The 16,099-nt window shown below is 66.9% G+C and carries 13 protein-coding genes; 11 read left to right on the top strand and 2 right to left on the bottom strand.

Translation table 11 applies throughout. The annotated features are described in order from the left end of the window. Positions 1–189: 189 nt before the first annotated feature. Positions 190–1,284 (bottom strand): polyprenyl synthetase family protein, encoded by a 1,095-nt coding sequence (locus ACVWZ7_RS03745; protein WP_344362218.1) that lies wholly within the window; start codon positions 1,282–1,284, stop codon positions 190–192. Then, on the bottom strand, positions 1,281–1,814 hold the full coding sequence (locus tag ACVWZ7_RS03740; protein WP_344362215.1) for a hypothetical protein: 534 nt from the start codon (positions 1,812–1,814) through the stop codon (positions 1,281–1,283). Before ACVWZ7_RS03740 ends, ACVWZ7_RS03745 begins: the two co-directional genes overlap by 4 nt. Before the next feature lie 139 nt (positions 1,815–1,953). On the opposite strand from ACVWZ7_RS03740, the gene dinB reads away from it, so the two are divergent. The 11 genes from dinB (at position 1,954) to ftsW (ending at position 16,093) form a co-directional block, all read left to right on the top strand. Further along, on the top strand, positions 1,954–3,174 hold the full coding sequence (dinB, locus tag ACVWZ7_RS03735) for a DNA polymerase IV (RefSeq protein WP_344362213.1): 1,221 nt from the start codon (positions 1,954–1,956) through the stop codon (positions 3,172–3,174). Positions 3,175–3,466: 292 nt separating this feature from the next. Then, positions 3,467–3,832, top strand: a complete 366-nt coding sequence (locus ACVWZ7_RS03730; RefSeq protein WP_344362208.1) for a DUF3040 domain-containing protein — start codon at positions 3,467–3,469, stop codon at positions 3,830–3,832. 402 nt (positions 3,833–4,234) lie between these two features. Beyond that, the gene (mraZ, locus tag ACVWZ7_RS03725) at positions 4,235–4,663 is read left to right on the top strand and encodes a division/cell wall cluster transcriptional repressor MraZ (RefSeq protein ID WP_116767521.1); all 429 of its coding nucleotides are present in this window, start codon (positions 4,235–4,237) and stop codon (positions 4,661–4,663) included. Between the two features lie 209 nt (positions 4,664–4,872). Next, entirely contained in the window at positions 4,873–5,871 is a 999-nt protein-coding gene (gene rsmH, locus ACVWZ7_RS03720) for a 16S rRNA (cytosine(1402)-N(4))-methyltransferase RsmH (RefSeq protein ID WP_344362203.1), read from the top strand. Then, positions 5,868–6,578 (top strand): hypothetical protein, encoded by a 711-nt coding sequence (locus ACVWZ7_RS03715; protein WP_116767518.1) that lies wholly within the window; start codon positions 5,868–5,870, stop codon positions 6,576–6,578. Before rsmH ends, ACVWZ7_RS03715 begins: the two co-directional genes overlap by 4 nt. A gap of 41 nt (positions 6,579–6,619) precedes the next feature. Then, positions 6,620–8,422: a peptidoglycan D,D-transpeptidase FtsI family protein gene (locus ACVWZ7_RS03710; RefSeq protein WP_116767516.1), complete on the top strand. Its 1,803-nt coding sequence runs from the start codon at positions 6,620–6,622 to the stop codon at positions 8,420–8,422. A gap of 132 nt (positions 8,423–8,554) precedes the next feature. Next, positions 8,555–10,240, top strand: a complete 1,686-nt coding sequence (locus tag ACVWZ7_RS03705; protein WP_456507025.1) for a UDP-N-acetylmuramoyl-L-alanyl-D-glutamate--2,6-diaminopimelate ligase — start codon at positions 8,555–8,557, stop codon at positions 10,238–10,240. A 6-nt stretch (positions 10,241–10,246) separates the two neighbouring features. Then, positions 10,247–11,857, top strand: coding sequence for a UDP-N-acetylmuramoyl-tripeptide--D-alanyl-D-alanine ligase (locus ACVWZ7_RS03700; RefSeq protein ID WP_456507024.1), 1,611 nt, complete (start codon positions 10,247–10,249; stop codon positions 11,855–11,857). Continuing rightward, positions 11,854–12,963, top strand: coding sequence for a phospho-N-acetylmuramoyl-pentapeptide-transferase (mraY, locus tag ACVWZ7_RS03695; protein ID WP_116767513.1), 1,110 nt, complete (start codon positions 11,854–11,856; stop codon positions 12,961–12,963). The genes ACVWZ7_RS03700 and mraY overlap by 4 nt, the downstream gene beginning before the upstream one ends. Further along, positions 12,945–14,546, top strand: a complete 1,602-nt coding sequence (murD, locus tag ACVWZ7_RS03690; RefSeq protein WP_116767512.1) for a UDP-N-acetylmuramoyl-L-alanine--D-glutamate ligase — start codon at positions 12,945–12,947, stop codon at positions 14,544–14,546. The genes mraY and murD overlap by 19 nt, the downstream gene beginning before the upstream one ends. Before the next feature lie 2 nt (positions 14,547–14,548). Next, on the top strand, positions 14,549–16,093 hold the full coding sequence (gene ftsW, locus ACVWZ7_RS03685) for a putative lipid II flippase FtsW (protein ID WP_456507023.1): 1,545 nt from the start codon (positions 14,549–14,551) through the stop codon (positions 16,091–16,093). Positions 16,094–16,099: the final 6 nt, after the last annotated feature.

Below are 16,099 nucleotides of genomic sequence, written 5' to 3'. Positions count from 1 at the left end.
ATCGCACCGGCAGCCTCAACGAGGTCCGGTCGTCTTCATCACTGCCAGTCCTGTTTAACACGCATCTAATACGTCTTAACACGTATCGAACACGTGGCGTTTTGGCAGTTGCGGGCCGTGTACAGCGCATGTCGCTGTGCACGGCCCGTTTCGCGTCTTCCCGGCCCGGGGTCCGGGGCCGGGCCCGGGTCAGGCGGCGCGGCTGACCGTGGCTTCCGCCAGTTTGCGGAGCGCGGTCTTGGGCAGCTCCTCCAGCGGCAGGAGATCCAGGGCGGCAAAGGCCGCCTTCCCGAACTCCTCAATGAGTACTTCCGTGGCCTGGAGCGCCCCGCAGTCCACGATGATCCGCCGGATCTCCGCAATGTCGGCATCGCTGAGCTCGGGGTTGCCGAGCTTGGCATCGATGAACTCCGATTCGGCCGGCGAGGCCTGGTCCAGGGCGAACGCGACCAGGACCGTGCGCTTGCCCTCGCGCAGATCGTCACCGGCAGGTTTGCCGGTGGTGACAGGGTCGCCGAAGACGCCAAGGACGTCGTCGCGCAACTGGAACGCTTCGCCGAGCGGCAGGGCAAAAGCTGAATAGCCGCGCAGCAGCTCGTCGCCGGCACCGGCAAGGGCGCCCCCCAGCGCGAGCGGGTGCTCCGTGGAGTACTTGGCCGACTTGAACCGAATGATGGACTGGGCCCGGCTGACCGCACCGGCGCGGTCCCGCCGCGGCCCGGCGACCTCTTCGAGGATGTCCAGATACTGCCCGGCCATCACTTCGGCGCGCATGAGGTTGAAGATCAGCCGCGCGGGGCTACCGGACGCGGCGCGGTGTCCGATTTCCGTGAACGATTCCTCGCTGAAGGACAGGCAGAGATCGCCGGTCAGGATGGCGGCGGCATGGCCGAACCGCTCACTGTCCAGCGCCCAGCCCTGGGTCTCGTGCAGTTCGCTGAATCGGCGGTGGACGCTGGGGCCGCCACGCCGGGTATCGGAGCGGTCAATGATGTCATCGTGGATCAGGGCCGCGGCCTGGAACAACTCCAGGGCCGAGCCCGCCGTCACCACCTCGGCCGCGCCGGCCTCCCCGCCGGCGCCGCGCCAACCCCAATAACACATGAGGGCCCGGAGGCGCTTGCCGCCGGTGACCAGGTTGGAGATCGAGCCCATGAGCGGATCGATGTCCTGCGAGATCGAGGACATGACCGCCTGGCGGCTGGTCAGGAAATCCGTGAGCTTGCCGGCGACGGCGGCCACGAAGGCCGTCTGCTCGAGTCGCAGCTGTTCGGCGAGGGTCACTTGACGGACTCGGCAGCGACGTTCGCGCCAATGGTGAACGTGGACACGCCACCGGTTTCCATGACGGAGATGTTCACGGTCTCGTTGTCGCCGCGAAGGAAGTCCTTGGAAGGCAGCGTGCCCACGGTTTCACCGGGAACGGCCTTGAAGCCCTGCGCCTCCAGCCCCTTGGTGTAGAAGGCCAAGACGTCGGCGGCCGGCGCCGTAATGCTTCCGACGAGTGCCACGGTGGCCGGCACGGTGGTCTTGTCGAAGCTGCTGGACACCACCTTGGCTGCGGGCATGAGCGGCAGGAGCGTCTGCGGGAAGCCGGGAACCAGCGCGCCGACGGTGGCTGAGGTGCCAGGCTCCGCGGAGGGGCTGGGCGGAGCCGTAGTGGAGGATTGCGGCGATGCCGCAGAGCTCGACGTTGACGTCGACGACGCCGCCGGAGTCCCGGTGCTGGCCGGCGTGCATGCGGCCAAGGCCAGTAACGTGCCCGCCGCCGCGATGGCCGCCGTGGCACGTTTGCGCTGTCCAAATACCTTCACAGGGACTTTCCTCCTGGTGTCGACGCGGAATCAGCCTCCAGTTTAGTCAGTCCCCGGGCATAGGATTGAAGACGTGGGGCCGGACGCAGACAAACACCAGGGAGCAAGGGGCGGAGTGCAGCCAACTGTGCACGCCAATATGCAGCCCCAGGCGCGTCTTAGCGACGAATCACTGCGCGACCTCCGGCGCACCAGCATCCTGCACGTTGACATGGACGCATTCTTCGTCTCGGTGGAGCTGCGCAGCCGTCCCGGGCTGAAGGGAAAGCCCGTGATTGTCGGCTATCCGGCGGACCGGTCCGTGGTGCTCTCCGCCTCCTATGAAGCCCGGGCGTTCGGCGTCAGGTCAGCGATGCCCATGGCGGTTGCGGCACGCATGTGCCCCTCGGCGGTCATCATCGAGCCCCGCCACAAGCTCTACTACGAGGTGTCCGGCCAGATCATGGCCATCTTCGGTTCCATCACCGACCTCGTGGAGCCGCTCAGCGTGGACGAGGCGTTCCTGGACGTCGGGGGAGCCATCCGTCGTCTCGGCCCGCCGCGGGAGATCGGCGAACTGATCCGCGCCCGTGTGTCCCGGGAATTGGGAATCACGGCCTCGGTGGGCATCGCCGCCAGCAAGTTTGTGGCCAAAATCGCGTCCACCCGCTGCAAACCGGACGGGCTGCTGCTGATCAGGCCCGAAGACACCGTCCCGTACCTGCACAGCCTTCCGGTCAGTGCGCTCTGGGGAGTCGGCGGCAAGACCGTCGAGGTCCTTGCCCGGAAGGGTATCCGGACCGTGGCCGACGTCGCGGCGGCACCCCTGCCCACGCTGCGGAAACTGCTGGGAGCCTCGGGGGAGCACGTTTACCGGCTCTCCTGGGGCATCGATCCTCGGCCCGTGACACCGGTCCGGCTGGAAAAGAGCATCGGGGCTGAAGAGACGTTCGTCACGGACACCGCCGACGACGTCCTGCTCCACCGCGAACTGCTGCGGCTTTCGCACCGGACGGCGGAACGCCTCCGTGGCGCCGGCATGCACGCCCGCACCGTGGCCCTGAAGCTGCGCTACGCGGATTTTTCCACCATTACCCGCAGCCGCACCGTGAACACCCCGATCGACAGCGCCCAGCTGCTCTACGCCGTGGCGGTGCAGCTCCTGCAATCGGTAGGCGAGCGGCCCATGACAGTCCGGCTCATCGGCATCCGGGCGGAACAGCTGGAAGAGGCCGCCCACGCGCCCCTCCAGCTCAGCCTGGACCGCCGCGACGACAACTGGCGCGCCGCCGAACAAGCCCTCGACGCGGTCACCCGCAAATTCGGGAATAAGTCGGTTCTACCCGCGCGGCTCCTTGATCCCGGGGGCTCGACCGAATGAGCCATCCGGCCCGTCGCGGCACCAACGCCCATGGCCTTGAGAGCGCAGACAGGGCCTTAAGACTGTCTTTCAGAACGGGCCGCAACAATCTATCCTTATTAATACCTAGGGTTTAGGACGACTGGATCGATCGTTGGGGTGACGACCTCGCCGCCTGAGGCCGGCACGGGACTTTTGAGTCGCCCCTTTCACCAATGGCGGTGAACGGGAACCACTTCGGAATCCCGGGCGTTAGGGGTTTAGGGCAATGGCCACGTCAAGTCCCGACGTTGGCAGACTTGAGGAGGTCGTGATGCCGCTCTCGGAGCACGAACAGAAGTTGCTTGAGCAACTTGAGAAGCAGCTGAATGAGGACGATCCCAAATTCGCCAGTTCGATGGGATCAGTCTCCGGCCGCTCTTGGTCCACCCGTCACCTCGTCATCGGAGTGCTCGCGACTCTCGCGGGCGTCCTGTTGTTGCTGACGGGAGTCTGGACGCAAATCATCCTCGTCGGCGTAGTGGGGTTTGTGGTCATGGGCGCCGGTGTGTACTACGCCACGATGCGCAGTACGGGTGTTGGCAAGGGCAGGGGCGCCGGTAAGCAGGGCAAACCCAGGAGTTCGTTCATGAGCAATCTCGAACAGCGCTGGGACGAACGGCACCGGGGGGAATCCTGAACTGCTCCGTGAGGGCTGCGTAAGCCCTCCACTTTCCGCCACCGGTCTGCGGGCGGACGGCGAAAGACCCGCTTCGGCGGGTCTTTCGCCATTTAAAGCGGCAATTTCCCTGTGGCCGGGATGCAAAACGGGCTCCCCGGAATTGTTTCGGGCCGGAGCCAGGCCTGTGGCCTTAATCTCCAACGCCGCCTGAGGTACTCCAAGCAAAATCCCTCCACTTTCACCCACCAATCTTGTTTCCCTGCAAATGCTGGGAAGAAAGGGGATAAACATCCGCATATTTGCGTAAACATCCCGGGCGTGTCGTTGACTGTGGAGCGATGTGGAGTAATGTGGAGGACGTAAGAGGGTAGTGGCAGCACAGGGGACGTTGGGCTTCCTAGAACAGACAGGCGGTGGGCCGTGTTTCTCGGCACACATTCGCCACGTCTGGACGAAAAAGGTCGAATTATCCTCCCCGCGAAGTTCCGTGAGGAACTTGCCGGCGGGCTGGTTCTCACAAGGGGCCAGGAACGTTGCATCTACGTCTTCAGTGAGGCGGAATTCGGCCGGGTTCACGAGCAGATGCGGGAGGCTCCAATTTCCTCCAAGCAGGCACGTGACTACATCCGTGTTTTCCTCTCTGGAGCCTCGGACGAGGTACCTGACAAGCAGGGGCGCGTGACGATTCCGCCGGCGCTCCGGGAGTATGCAGGTCTTGGCCGGGAACTCGCCGTCATCGGCGCAGGATCCCGTGCGGAGATCTGGGACGCCCAGGCATGGAGTGAGTACCTGGCCGAAAAGGAAACCGCCTTCTCGGAAACCGACGACGCCATCCCGGGGATTCTCTGAACCCCCAATAGACCTACAGTTCACAACGTTCCTTGATCGAGATCTCCAGCCGCCCATCCGGTTGTTGTCCTGGCTCACTTCCCCGGAGCCAGGCCGGCGCAGGGTAGGCGCGGATGGGGATCTGGACCAAGGAACGTTGCGTAAGAGCCGCAATTGGCAACGAGCAACCAGCAACGCGCAACCAAGAAGGTCAACGAAAGGACGAAGGTATGACTGATCCCGACCAGGCGAAGCCTACGTCCGAACGCCATGTGCCGGTCCTCAAGGACCGGTGCATCAATTTGTTGGCCCCCGGCATCGAAGCTGCCCGGAGCCGCGGCGAGACCCCTGTGGTGATCGATGCGACTCTTGGCATGGGCGGCCACTCCGAGGCCCTCCTGCAGCGCTTCCCGGACCTCCACCTGATCGGCATTGACCGTGACGAGGAAGCCCTGGCCTTGGCGGGGGAGCGCTTGGCGCCCTTCGCGGACCGGACCGACCTCGTTCACGCCGTCTACGACGAAATCCCTGACGTCCTTGAGGATCTGGGCTTCGACGAGGTCCACGGCGTGCTCATGGACCTGGGCGTCTCTTCCCTGCAACTGGACGAGCGGGAGCGGGGTTTCGCCTACTCGTTCGACGCACCCCTGGACATGCGGATGGACACCAGCCGCGGCCAGACCGCCGCTGACGTCGTCAACAACTACAGCGAAGAAGACCTCGTCCGGATCATCCGGAAATGGGGCGAAGAAAAGTTTGCCGGCCGCATCGCGAACAGGATCGTGGCCGCACGCGCCGAGAAGCCCTTCACCACCACCGGTGAACTCGTCGAGCAGATCCGGTCCGTGGTGCCTTCCGGTGCCGCCAAGACCGGAGGCCACCCCGCAAAGCGCACCTTCCAGGCGCTCCGGATCGAGGTCAACGAGGAACTGGATGTCCTGGAGCGCGCCATCCCGGCTGCCATCAACGCCATCGCCCTGGGTGGCAGGGTCGTCGTCATGTCCTACCACTCGCTGGAGGACAAGATCGTCAAGGGGTTCTTCCAATCCGGTTCGAAGTCCTCTGCCCCGCTTGGGTTCCCGGTTGAGCTCGAAGAGCACAAAGCCGAACTAAAGACCCTCACGAAGGGCACCGAGGTGCCCACCCCCGCTGAAATCGCTGAAAACCCACGCGCAGCTTCCGCCCGGTTGCGCGCCGTCGAACGCATCAAAGCCAGGAGAGCAGCATGAGCAACGCCGCCGTCAACAGCTACCCCGTTGCCCAGGGCGCCACCGCCCGCGCCCTGCCGGGCCTCCGACCCGGCCAAGACCAGACCCGGAAGTCGCGCACTCCGCTGTCGGTGGTCCGCTCCTCCCCCCGCAAGCGCCGCGCGCCGTTCGTGGTCCTCTGCTTCGGCTTCCTGGCGATTGCCCTCATGGCCGTGCTGGTCCTGAACATCTCCGTCTCCTCCGCCCAGTACCAGCTGGTCCAGCTCCGCGGTGAGCAGACCACCCTGACGAAGCAGAACCAGGACCTGACGCAGCAGGTGCAGAACTTCGACGCCCCGCAAAACCTCGCGGCCAAAGCCACCGAGCTGGGCATGGTTGCTTCCCTTGCGAAGGGCCAGATCGACCTCTCTACCCTCAGCGTCACCGGCAAGGCCAAGCCGGCCGTCAAGGGCGATGCCACCGGCGCCGTCATCGCCGCGCCGGCTGTCGCCGGGCAGCTCACGGTCGTTCCGCCGGTCTCGGACAAGGAACCGCTCGCCCAGCGCAAACCGGCCGACACCAAAACGACGGACGGAGTCCCGGCTGACACCAAGACGGCCGATGGAGTCCCGGCTGGCACAGCTCAGGCACCGGCGGCCGGGGCGGCCGCACCCGCCGCACCGGCTCCGGCCGCGGAACTCCACGGAGGTTCGGTTCCGGCCCCCGCGCAGAAGGTTCCCGGACAGTAACGTTCACTGACCACCAGCAAGGCAAGCAGCAAGGATTCAACGTGGCGCAGAACTCCGGCAAGGCAAGCAAGGCGAAAGCCCCAAACGCCACCCGGCGGCTCCGCGTGGGACTCGGCATCATGCTGACGCTGCTGCTGGTGGTCGGCGGGAAGCTGTTCATGGTCCAGGGGCTGGACGTCGGGGGCATGGCAGAGGCTGCCCTCAATAACCGGCTCACCTCCGTTGAGCTGCCCGCCGAGCGCGGCAGCATCCTCGATTCGTCCGGCACAGTCCTGGCCAGTAGCGTCATCCGCTACAACATCGTGGTGGACCAGACCGTGAACACCAAGACCGATTCCTTCCGCCGGCTCCAAACGGTCAACGGCAAGGACGAACTCGTTACAGTCACCCGGGATCAGGGCATCTCCGAACTCGCGTCCGTGCTCGGCATGGACCGCGATGCCCTGCGCGATGCCCTCACCGGCACCAAGCGCTACTACATCGTGGCCAAGGACTTGAAACCCGATGTCGAAGACAAGATATCGAAGCTGCAGATTCCCGGCATTGTCACCGAAGGCACCAGCAAGCGGGTCTACCCCAACGGCTCCGTGGCCGGCGGGATCGTCGGGTTTCTCCAGGACGGCACCACCGGACAGGCCGGGCTCGAGCAGACCCAGGACGACATCCTCAAAGGCACGCCCGGCAAGCGCGTCTTCGAAATAGGGGCGGACGGCCTGCGTATCCCCGTCGGCGTGGACCAGTTGACGCCCGCGGTCAACGGCAAGGACATCAAGCTCACGCTGAACTCGGACCTGCAGTACTTCTCCCAGCAGGCGATCCAAAGCCAGAAGGACAAACTCGGCGCCGAGTGGGGCGTCATCGTTGTCTCCGACGTCAAGACCGGCAACATCATTGCCATGGCGGACACCGACGCCCCGGATCCCAACGACCCCGGCAAGGTCGGCCCCCAGGACCGCGGCGTCCGGGCCGTCACCGCCGCGTACGAGCCCGGTTCCGTGGAGAAGATGATCACCGCCGCGGCCGTGATACAGGAAGGCAAGTCCAGCCCGCTGGATACCTTCACGATTCCGCCGACCTACACCGTGGACGGGCAAACCTTCAGCGACGCGTTCGAGCACGGCACCGAGCAACGCACACTGGCAGGAATCGTGGGATATTCCATGAATACCGGCACCGTCATGGTGGGCCAGCGCCTGAGCAAGGACCAGCGCTATGACTGGCTGCGGAAGTTCGGTATCGGAGAGGCGCCGGACATCGGCCTGCCGGCGGAGTCCAAGGGCATCCTGACCCCGGCCGACCAGTGGGACGGCCGCCAGGAGTACACCGTCCTCTTCGGCCAGGGCGTCGCCCAATCCACCCTCCAGACCGTCCGGGCCTATCAAAGCATCGCCAACGACGGCGTGATGCTCCAGCCGAGGCTGATCGACAGCTACATCGACCCGGACGGGACCGAAGAAAAAGTCCCTGCCAAGGACCCGCAGCAGGTCGTCTCGAAGGACACCGCAAAGCAGGTCCGCGACATCCTGGAAAGCGCCGTGACCGAAGGCGAGATCAAGGAAGCCGCCATCGACGGGTACCGGGTGGGCGCCAAAACGGGTACGTCTGAATCGCCCTGCGACGACGGCAAATCGGGCTTTTGCGGCTTCACCGCCTCCATCATCGGAATGGCGCCCATGGACGATCCGCGGTTTATTGTGGAGGTGGTCCTGCAACGGCCCAAGGGAAGCATCTACGGAATCACCAACGGACCGGTGTTCCGTTCGGTGATGAGCCAGACGCTGCGCACGTTCAACGTCCAGCCCTCCACCGGCGAACCCGCCCGGCTGCCGCAGTACGCCAAGTAGCCCCTGTTCCACCCGGCACCCGGACGTCCCCGTCCGGCGCCACACCCCAGTGCCTGCGGGCCGGAGTTCGTCTCCGTGCGCAGCGCCGGATCCAAAAGCGCCCGATCCACTAGCACCACAACGGAGATCCACTTGTCTGAGCTCACCGCCCCCGACGCTTCCGCGCCGTCCGGCCACGACGCCACCCCGGGCTTCCGGCCCGCTGCTGTTGCCGCAGTGCCGCTGGCAGCCATCGGTGAGTCGATCGGCGTCGTCGTTCCCGGGGCATCCAGCGCCGTCCCGGTCACCGGGATCTCCCTGAACTCCCGGGCGGTCCGCCCCGGCGACCTGTACGTGGCCCTGCCAGGCGCCACGCGGCACGGCGCCGACTTTGTGGCCGACGCCGTCGACGCCGGTGCCGTGGCGGTGCTGACGGACGACGCCGGGGCGCGCCTGCTGGCGCTCGCCAACGACATCCCCGTTCCCGTGCTGCTCGTTGCCGAGCCGCGCAACGTGGTCGGCCGGCTGTCGGCGCTGATCTACCGGAGCCGGCCCGACGGCGCCGGCGCTCCGGCCCTCTTCGGGGTGACGGGCACAAACGGCAAGACCACCACGACGTACTTCATCAATGCCCTCCTGCGGGCACTGGGCAAGCGGACCGGACTGATCGGGACGATCGAGATCCTGGCTGGCGGCGAGCCGATCCCGAGCCTGCTCACCACCCCGGAATCCACGGATGTGCACGCCCTGCTCGCCCTGATGCGTGAGCGCGGGCTCGATGCCGCGTCCATGGAAGTGTCCTCGCACGCGATCTCCTTCCACCGCGTGGACGCCGTGGTCTTCGACGTCGCCGGGTTCACCAACCTCACCCAGGACCATCTGGACCTGCACGGAACCATGGAGGAGTACTTCCAGACCAAGGCCCAGCTGTTCACCCCGGAACGCGCCCGCGCCGCCGTCGTGACCGTGGACGATGACTGGGGCCGCAGGCTTGCTGCCGCCGCAGGCATCCCCGTGACGACCCTCGCCACCAGCACTGCCCCGACCGGCGGCACGACCGGCGGTACTGCCAGCGGTCCCGCGGACACGGGCTGGACCGCCGATTGGACCGTGGTCCGGACCACGCCGCGGGGACTCGGCTCCGACTTCATCCTCCGCCACCGCGACGGCGCCGAGCTGCGCGTCCACACCGGCCTGCCGGGAAGCTTCAACGTCGCCAACGCAGCCCTGGCCACCGTCATGGTGCTCGCGGGCGGCCACGAGCCCGCCGCCGTGCAGGCCGCCCTCGACGCCGGCGATCCCTTCACGGTGGCCGTTCCCGGCCGGATGCAGCTCGTGTCCACGGCCCCGGCAGCCGTGGTGGACTTCGCCCACAACCCCGACGCCCTGGAACGCGCCCTTGAGGCCGTCCGCTCCCCGGAACCCGGGTCCAAAGTGATCATCGTCTTCGGCGCCACCGGGCAGCGCGACCAAAGCAAGCGGCCCGCCATGGGGGCCATCGCGGCCCGGCTGGCCGACACCGTGATTGTCAGCGACGACGACCCCCACGACGAGGACGCGGCGGCCATCCGCCAGGACGTCCTCGCCGGCGCCCTGGCGGCCAAGGACAGCGAAGGCCTGGACTGCACCGTCCTGGAGGTTTTCCCGCGCGACGCCGCCATCCTGAAGGCCGTGGAGCTCGCCGGAGCCGGCGACACCATCCTCGTCGCCGGCCGGGGCCACGAGGTCTGGCAAGAGGTCAAGGGCGTCAACCTGGCCCTGGATGACCGGGTGGAGCTCCGGAACGCCTTGACAGCACGGGGATTCACCGTTCTTGAAGACCACCGGATAGAGTCCTAAACCGAGATGATTGCACTTACAGCGGCGGAAATCGCCGACATAACCAACGGCCGGCTGGCCGCGGAACCGGGCCTTACCCCCGCCTCCGTGGTGACCGACTCCCGCGAGGCCACGGCGGGTTCCCTCTATGTGGCCAAGCCCGGGGAGAGCGCAGACGGGCACGACTTTGTCGGCGCCGCCTTTGACCGGGGCGCCGTCCTTGCGCTCGTGGAGCGCGAGGTCGCCGACGCCGCCGGGGCAATGTACCCGGCAGTCGTCGTCGAGGACGCTGTCCTTGCGATGGGCGCCCTGGCTGCTGAATCCGTCCGCCGGATCCGCGCTCACCGCGCGGCCGCCGGTGCCGCGTTCACCGTGATTGGCATCACGGGATCGGCCGGCAAGACCACCACGAAGGACCTGCTGGCCGGCATCTTCGCCGCGTCGGATGCCGACGGCGCCACCGTTGCGCCGCAGGGGTCCTACAACGGCGAAGTGGGCGTGCCCCTGACCGTTTTCAAGGCCGATTTCGGCACCCGCTACCTCGTCATCGAGATGGGCGCCACAGGCATCGGCCACATCCGGTACCTCGCGGACATGGTCCGGCCGGAGATCGGTGTGGTCCTCGGCGTCGGCTCCGCGCACGCCGGAGAATTCGGTGGCATCGACAACATCGCCGTCGCCAAGGGCGAACTCGTGGAGGCGCTCCCTGCCGAAGGCACAGCCGTGCTGAACCTCGACGACGCCCGCGTCGCCGCGATGGCCGCCCGGACCCGGGCCCGTGTGCTCGGCTACACTTCCCGCCCGGCCGACATAGGCCAGGACAACGGCAGCCAGCCGGACGCGGCCCCATCCGATGTGGTCAGGGCCGAGGGCATCGAACTGAATGCCGAAGGCCACCCAGAGTTTGAGCTCTACCTGCCCGGCGACAGCGCCCCGCAAGGAACAGCAGAGCAGGAACCAGCACAGCAGGGCACAACAGGGCAGGGGATCACCTGGTACCACGTCAGCGCCAAGCTGATTGGTGCCCATCACATCGCCAACCTCCTCGCGGCCGCGGCCGCGGCGCACGCCGCCGGCATTCCCGGCGCGCAGATCGCCGCCTCACTCAGCGCCCAGACGGCCGCCAGCCGGTGGCGGATGGAACGCACGGAGCGCCCCGATGGCGTGACCGTCATCAACGACGCCTACAACGCGAACCCGGAGTCCATGCGCGCGGCGCTGCGGACGCTGGCCGAACTGGGCCGCGGCCGCCGCACCTGGGCGGTCCTCGGCGCCATGCTGGAGCTTGGCCCGGACTCCATCCGCGAGCACATGACGGTCGGCACCCAGGTGGTGCGGCTCAACATCTCCCGTCTCGTGGTGGTGGGCCGGGAGGCCCGCTCGCTCTATGTCTCTGCCGTCAACGAAGGCTCCTGGGGCGATGAATGCGTTTTCGCCGAGACAGTGGACGAGGCCTACGACCTTCTCCAGGCCGAGCTCCAACCGGGTGACCTGGTCCTGTTCAAGTCCTCGAACGGCATCGGGCTGCGCCACCTGGGGGATCGGATAGCATTACCTCCACAAGCCCCCAAGACCTCTCCCGAGCGAACTGCTGAGGGACCTGCCGCAACCGCCACCGAAGGGAGGGCACAGCTGTGATTGCACTGCTGATGGGCGCTGGAATGGCGCTGCTCCTCGCGTTCGCGGGCACCCCGCTGTTTATCCGGTTCCTGGTCCGCAAGGGCTACGGACAATTCATCCGGGACGACGGACCCACCTCGCACCACACCAAGCGCGGCACGCCCACCATGGGCGGCGCCGTCGTGGTCCTGGCGGTCCTCGTCAGCTACGGGCTGACGCACCTGGTTATGTGGATGATGAACCCGCACTCCCCGGGGCCGAGTGCTTCCGGGCTGCTGCTGCTGTTCCTCATGGTGGGCATGGGCCTGGTCGGGTTCCTGGATGACTTCATCAAGATCACCAAGCAGCGCAGCCTCGGGCTGAATGCCAAGGCCAAGCTGATCCTCCAGGCGGCGGTCGGCATTATTTTTGCCATCCTGGCGCTGAACTTCCCGAATGCCGCCGGCCTGACGCCGGCTTCCACCCAGATCTCGCTGGTGCGCGACATCCCGTGGCTCAACCTGGCCTTCGCCGGAACCGTGCTCGGCGCCATCCTCTTCGTCCTGTGGTCCAACCTGATCGTCACCGCTGCGACCAACGGCGTGAACCTCACCGACGGCCTCGACGGCCTGGCCGCCGGCGCCTCGGTGATGGTGTTCGGGGCATACACGCTCATGGGCATCTGGCAGAGCAACCAGGCCTGCGGCTCCCCGCGGCAGGCCGGCGGCGGCTGCTACTCGGTCCGCGACCCCATGGACCTGGCCCTGCTGGCAGCCATCCTCAGCGCGGCAATGGTCGGATTCCTCTGGTGGAACACCTCCCCGGCGAAGATCTTCATGGGCGACACCGGATCCCTGGCCATCGGCGGCGCCGTCGCAGCCTTCGCCATCCTGTCCCGGACCGAGCTGCTGCTGGCCTTCATCGGCGGGCTCTTCGTGCTCATCACCCTCTCGGTCATCATCCAGGTGGGCTACTTCAAACTCACCAAGGGCAAACGCTTCTTCAAGATGGCACCGCTGCAGCACCACTTCGAACTCAAGGGCTGGGCCGAAGTCACCGTGGTGGTCCGGTTCTGGATCCTGTGCGGCCTGTTCGTCGCCGCCGGCCTTGGCATCTTCTACGCTGAATGGGTGGTGCTCCTGTGACCAGTCCTATCCCCGTCCCGCTCACCACTTCACCCCGGCTGCAGGAGCTCACCACCTGGGACTCCGACTGGGCCGGCCTGCGCGTCGTGGTCACCGGGATCGGCGTCTCCGGCTTCGCGGCCGCCGACACCCTGATCGAGCTCGGCGCCCGGGTGGTGGTGGTTGACGCCGCCACGAGCCCCAAGGCGCTGGCACAGGCTGACACCCTGCGGATTGTCGGCGCGGCCGACGTCCTGCTGGGCGAGGAGGCAGTGGAGTCCGTTCCGAAGATCGACGGGCAGAAGCCGGACCTGGTGGTCACCTCGCCAGGCTGGCGCCCGGACCAGGCCTTGCTCGCCGCCGCGGCGCGCGCCCACATCCCGGTGTGGGGCGACGTCGAACTCGCCTGGCGGCTCCGCGAACGCAAGGGCCGCAAGACGGCCGACTGGCTGACCATCACCGGCACCAACGGCAAGACGACGACGGTCGGCCTGACCGAGTCCATGCTCCAGGCTGCCGGGCTCAAGGCGATCGCCGTCGGCAACGTCGGGACCCCCATCCTGGACGCGCTCCGCGACCCCGTGGACTACGACGTCTTTGCTGTCGAACTCTCCAGCTTCCAGCTGCACTGGAGCCACTCGGTGTCGCCGGTGGCCAGCGTGTGCCTCAACGTCGCCGAAGACCACGTGGACTGGCACGGTTCCTACGCCTCCTACCTGGCGGACAAAGCCAAGGTCTACGAGAACACGCAGAAGGCCTGCATCTACAACGCCGAGCAGATCGAGACCGAACGCATGGTCGAGGACGCCGATGTTGTGGAGGGCTGCCGGGCCGTGGGCTTCACCACGCTGACGCCGGCCGTCAGCATGCTCGGCGTCGTCGAGGGGCTCCTGGTGGACCGCGCGTTCATCGCCGAACGCAAGGACAGCGCAGCCGAACTTGCCTCCACCGCCGACCTCGGCCCGGTGGCTCCGCGCCACATGGTGGCCAACGCGCTGGCGGCGGCAGCCCTGGTTCGCGCCTACGGGGTGGAGCCGCAGGCGGTCCGCAAGGGCCTGCTGAACTACCTCCCCGGAGACCACCGGATCCAGCTCGTGGCCCGCCACGAGGGTGTGCTCTGGATCAATGACTCCAAGGCCACCAACCCGCACGCCGCCGCCGCGTCGCTGTCCGCATTCCACAACGTGGTGTGGATCGCGGGAGGCCTTTCCAAGGGCGTGAACTACGACTCCCTGATCCAGGAGCACGCCAACCGGCTCAAAGCCGTGGTCCTGATCGGTGCGGACTCCAGCGATCTGCAGTCCGCCCTGAAGCGACACGCGCCGGATGTCCCCGTGATCGGGCCGACGAAGGGTGAGACTGAAGACGTGCAGACTGCCGGAACGGCCAAAGCCGACGCAGGCCCTTCGCCGATTTTCAGCGAGACTGTGATGGCCCAGGCCGTTGCCTCGGCGGCGCAGCTGGCCGCCTCCGGTGACACTGTGCTGCTGGCCCCGGCGGCTGCCTCCATGGATCAGTTCTCTTCCTATGCTCACCGTGGCGATGCCTTCATCGAAGCTGTCCGCGAGCTCGTGGAAGGGCAGGCTCAGACCAGCGAGGAGTAACAATGGTCAGCACGCCCACACGTACGACGGCGGCCCGGCCCGCCGCGGGCGGGGCCACCAGCGGCAAGTCCGCCGGCACCGGCACCCTCCCGGTGCCCGCCGGGACACCGTCCCGCAAGCCCGCAGGCACTCCCGCAGCGAGGGTGCGGGCCTGGTACCGCCGATTCTGGTCCGCGCTGGAAGGCAACGGCAAGTCCCGCAACGGATCCACGTACTACCTGATCCTCGGCTCCACCCTGGCCCTGACGGCGATCGGCATCATGATGGTCCTCTCCGCCTCCAGCGTCGAAGCCATCGCGGCGGGGGAGTCACCCTACTCCGCCGCGCTCAAGCAGGGCGGATTCGCCGCGTTCGGCGTCTTTGCGATGTTTGTCCTCTCGCGCGTCAACGTCGTCTGGCTCAGGCGCTTCGCGTGGCCGGCCATGTTCCTGGCCGTTGCCCTGCTGGGCCTGGTCCTCCTGGTAGGCCGCAGCGCCCTGGGCAACCAGAACTGGATCGACGTCGGCCCGTTCACCTTCCAGCCCTCCGAAGCAGCCAAACTCGCGCTGGCGCTCTGGATGGCCACGGTGCTGGACCGCAAAGCCAAGCTCCTCCACGAGTGGCGCCATGCGCTCATTCCCGTCGCGGTTCCGGGGGCTGCGGTAGTCCTGGGGCTCATCCTCGCCGGAAACGACCTCGGCACGGCGATGATCGTGATGATCATCGTGGCGGCCGCGCTGTTCTTCGCCGGCGTCCGGCTCTACCTCTTCGCGATTGCCGGTGCGGCGCTGGCCGTTTTCACGACGATCCTTGCCGTCACCAACCCGAACCGCATGTGCCGCATCCTGTCATGGACCGGCCAGACCTGCGCCGACGGCTCGGACTTGAACTACCAGTCGACCAACGGACTGTACGGGCTTGCCTCCGGCGGCTGGTTCGGCGTCGGACTCGGCCAGAGCCGGCAGAAGTACAGCTGGATTCCCGAAGCCCACAACGACTTCATCTTCGCGATCATCGGCGAGGAACTCGGACTGGTCGGGACACTCGTCGTCCTGGTCCTCTTCGCCATCCTCGGCACCGCCATCTACCGCGTGGTCGTCGCACAGCACGATATTTTCCACCGCGTCCTGGCCGGCGCGATCATGGTCTGGCTCCTCGGCCAGGCGAGCGTCAACATGGCCGTGGTCACGGGGCTGGCGCCGGTGATCGGCGTCCCGTTGCCGTTCATCTCCTACGGCGGCTCGGCCCTGCTGATGTCGCTGTGCGCCATCGGCGTCGTCCTGTCCCTGGCCCGGGCCCAGATGGACCCGGGCATGCAGCCCAAGAAGATGCTCAGGTTCGGCCCGGCCGCCTTCGCAAATTCGGTGCGGCGCGCCCGCGCTGCCCGGGCGGCCACCAAGGCATCCAGCCAGGGCGCCGCGCGTCCGGCCGCGAAGGCCGCCGGAAAATCACCCGCGAACGCCAAGCCGAACAGCACCAGGAGCCCGGCGCGGAGTGCACCCCGGAACCCTTCTCCCAAGAACCCGGCCCCCAAGACACCCGCCCCCAAGAACCGCACGAAAGCGTAACAGCCC

Source organism: Arthrobacter sp. TE12232, assembly GCF_054062615.1.
Note: the sequence above shows the minus strand (reverse complement) of the source record. Positions and strands in the feature narration are given on the sequence as shown.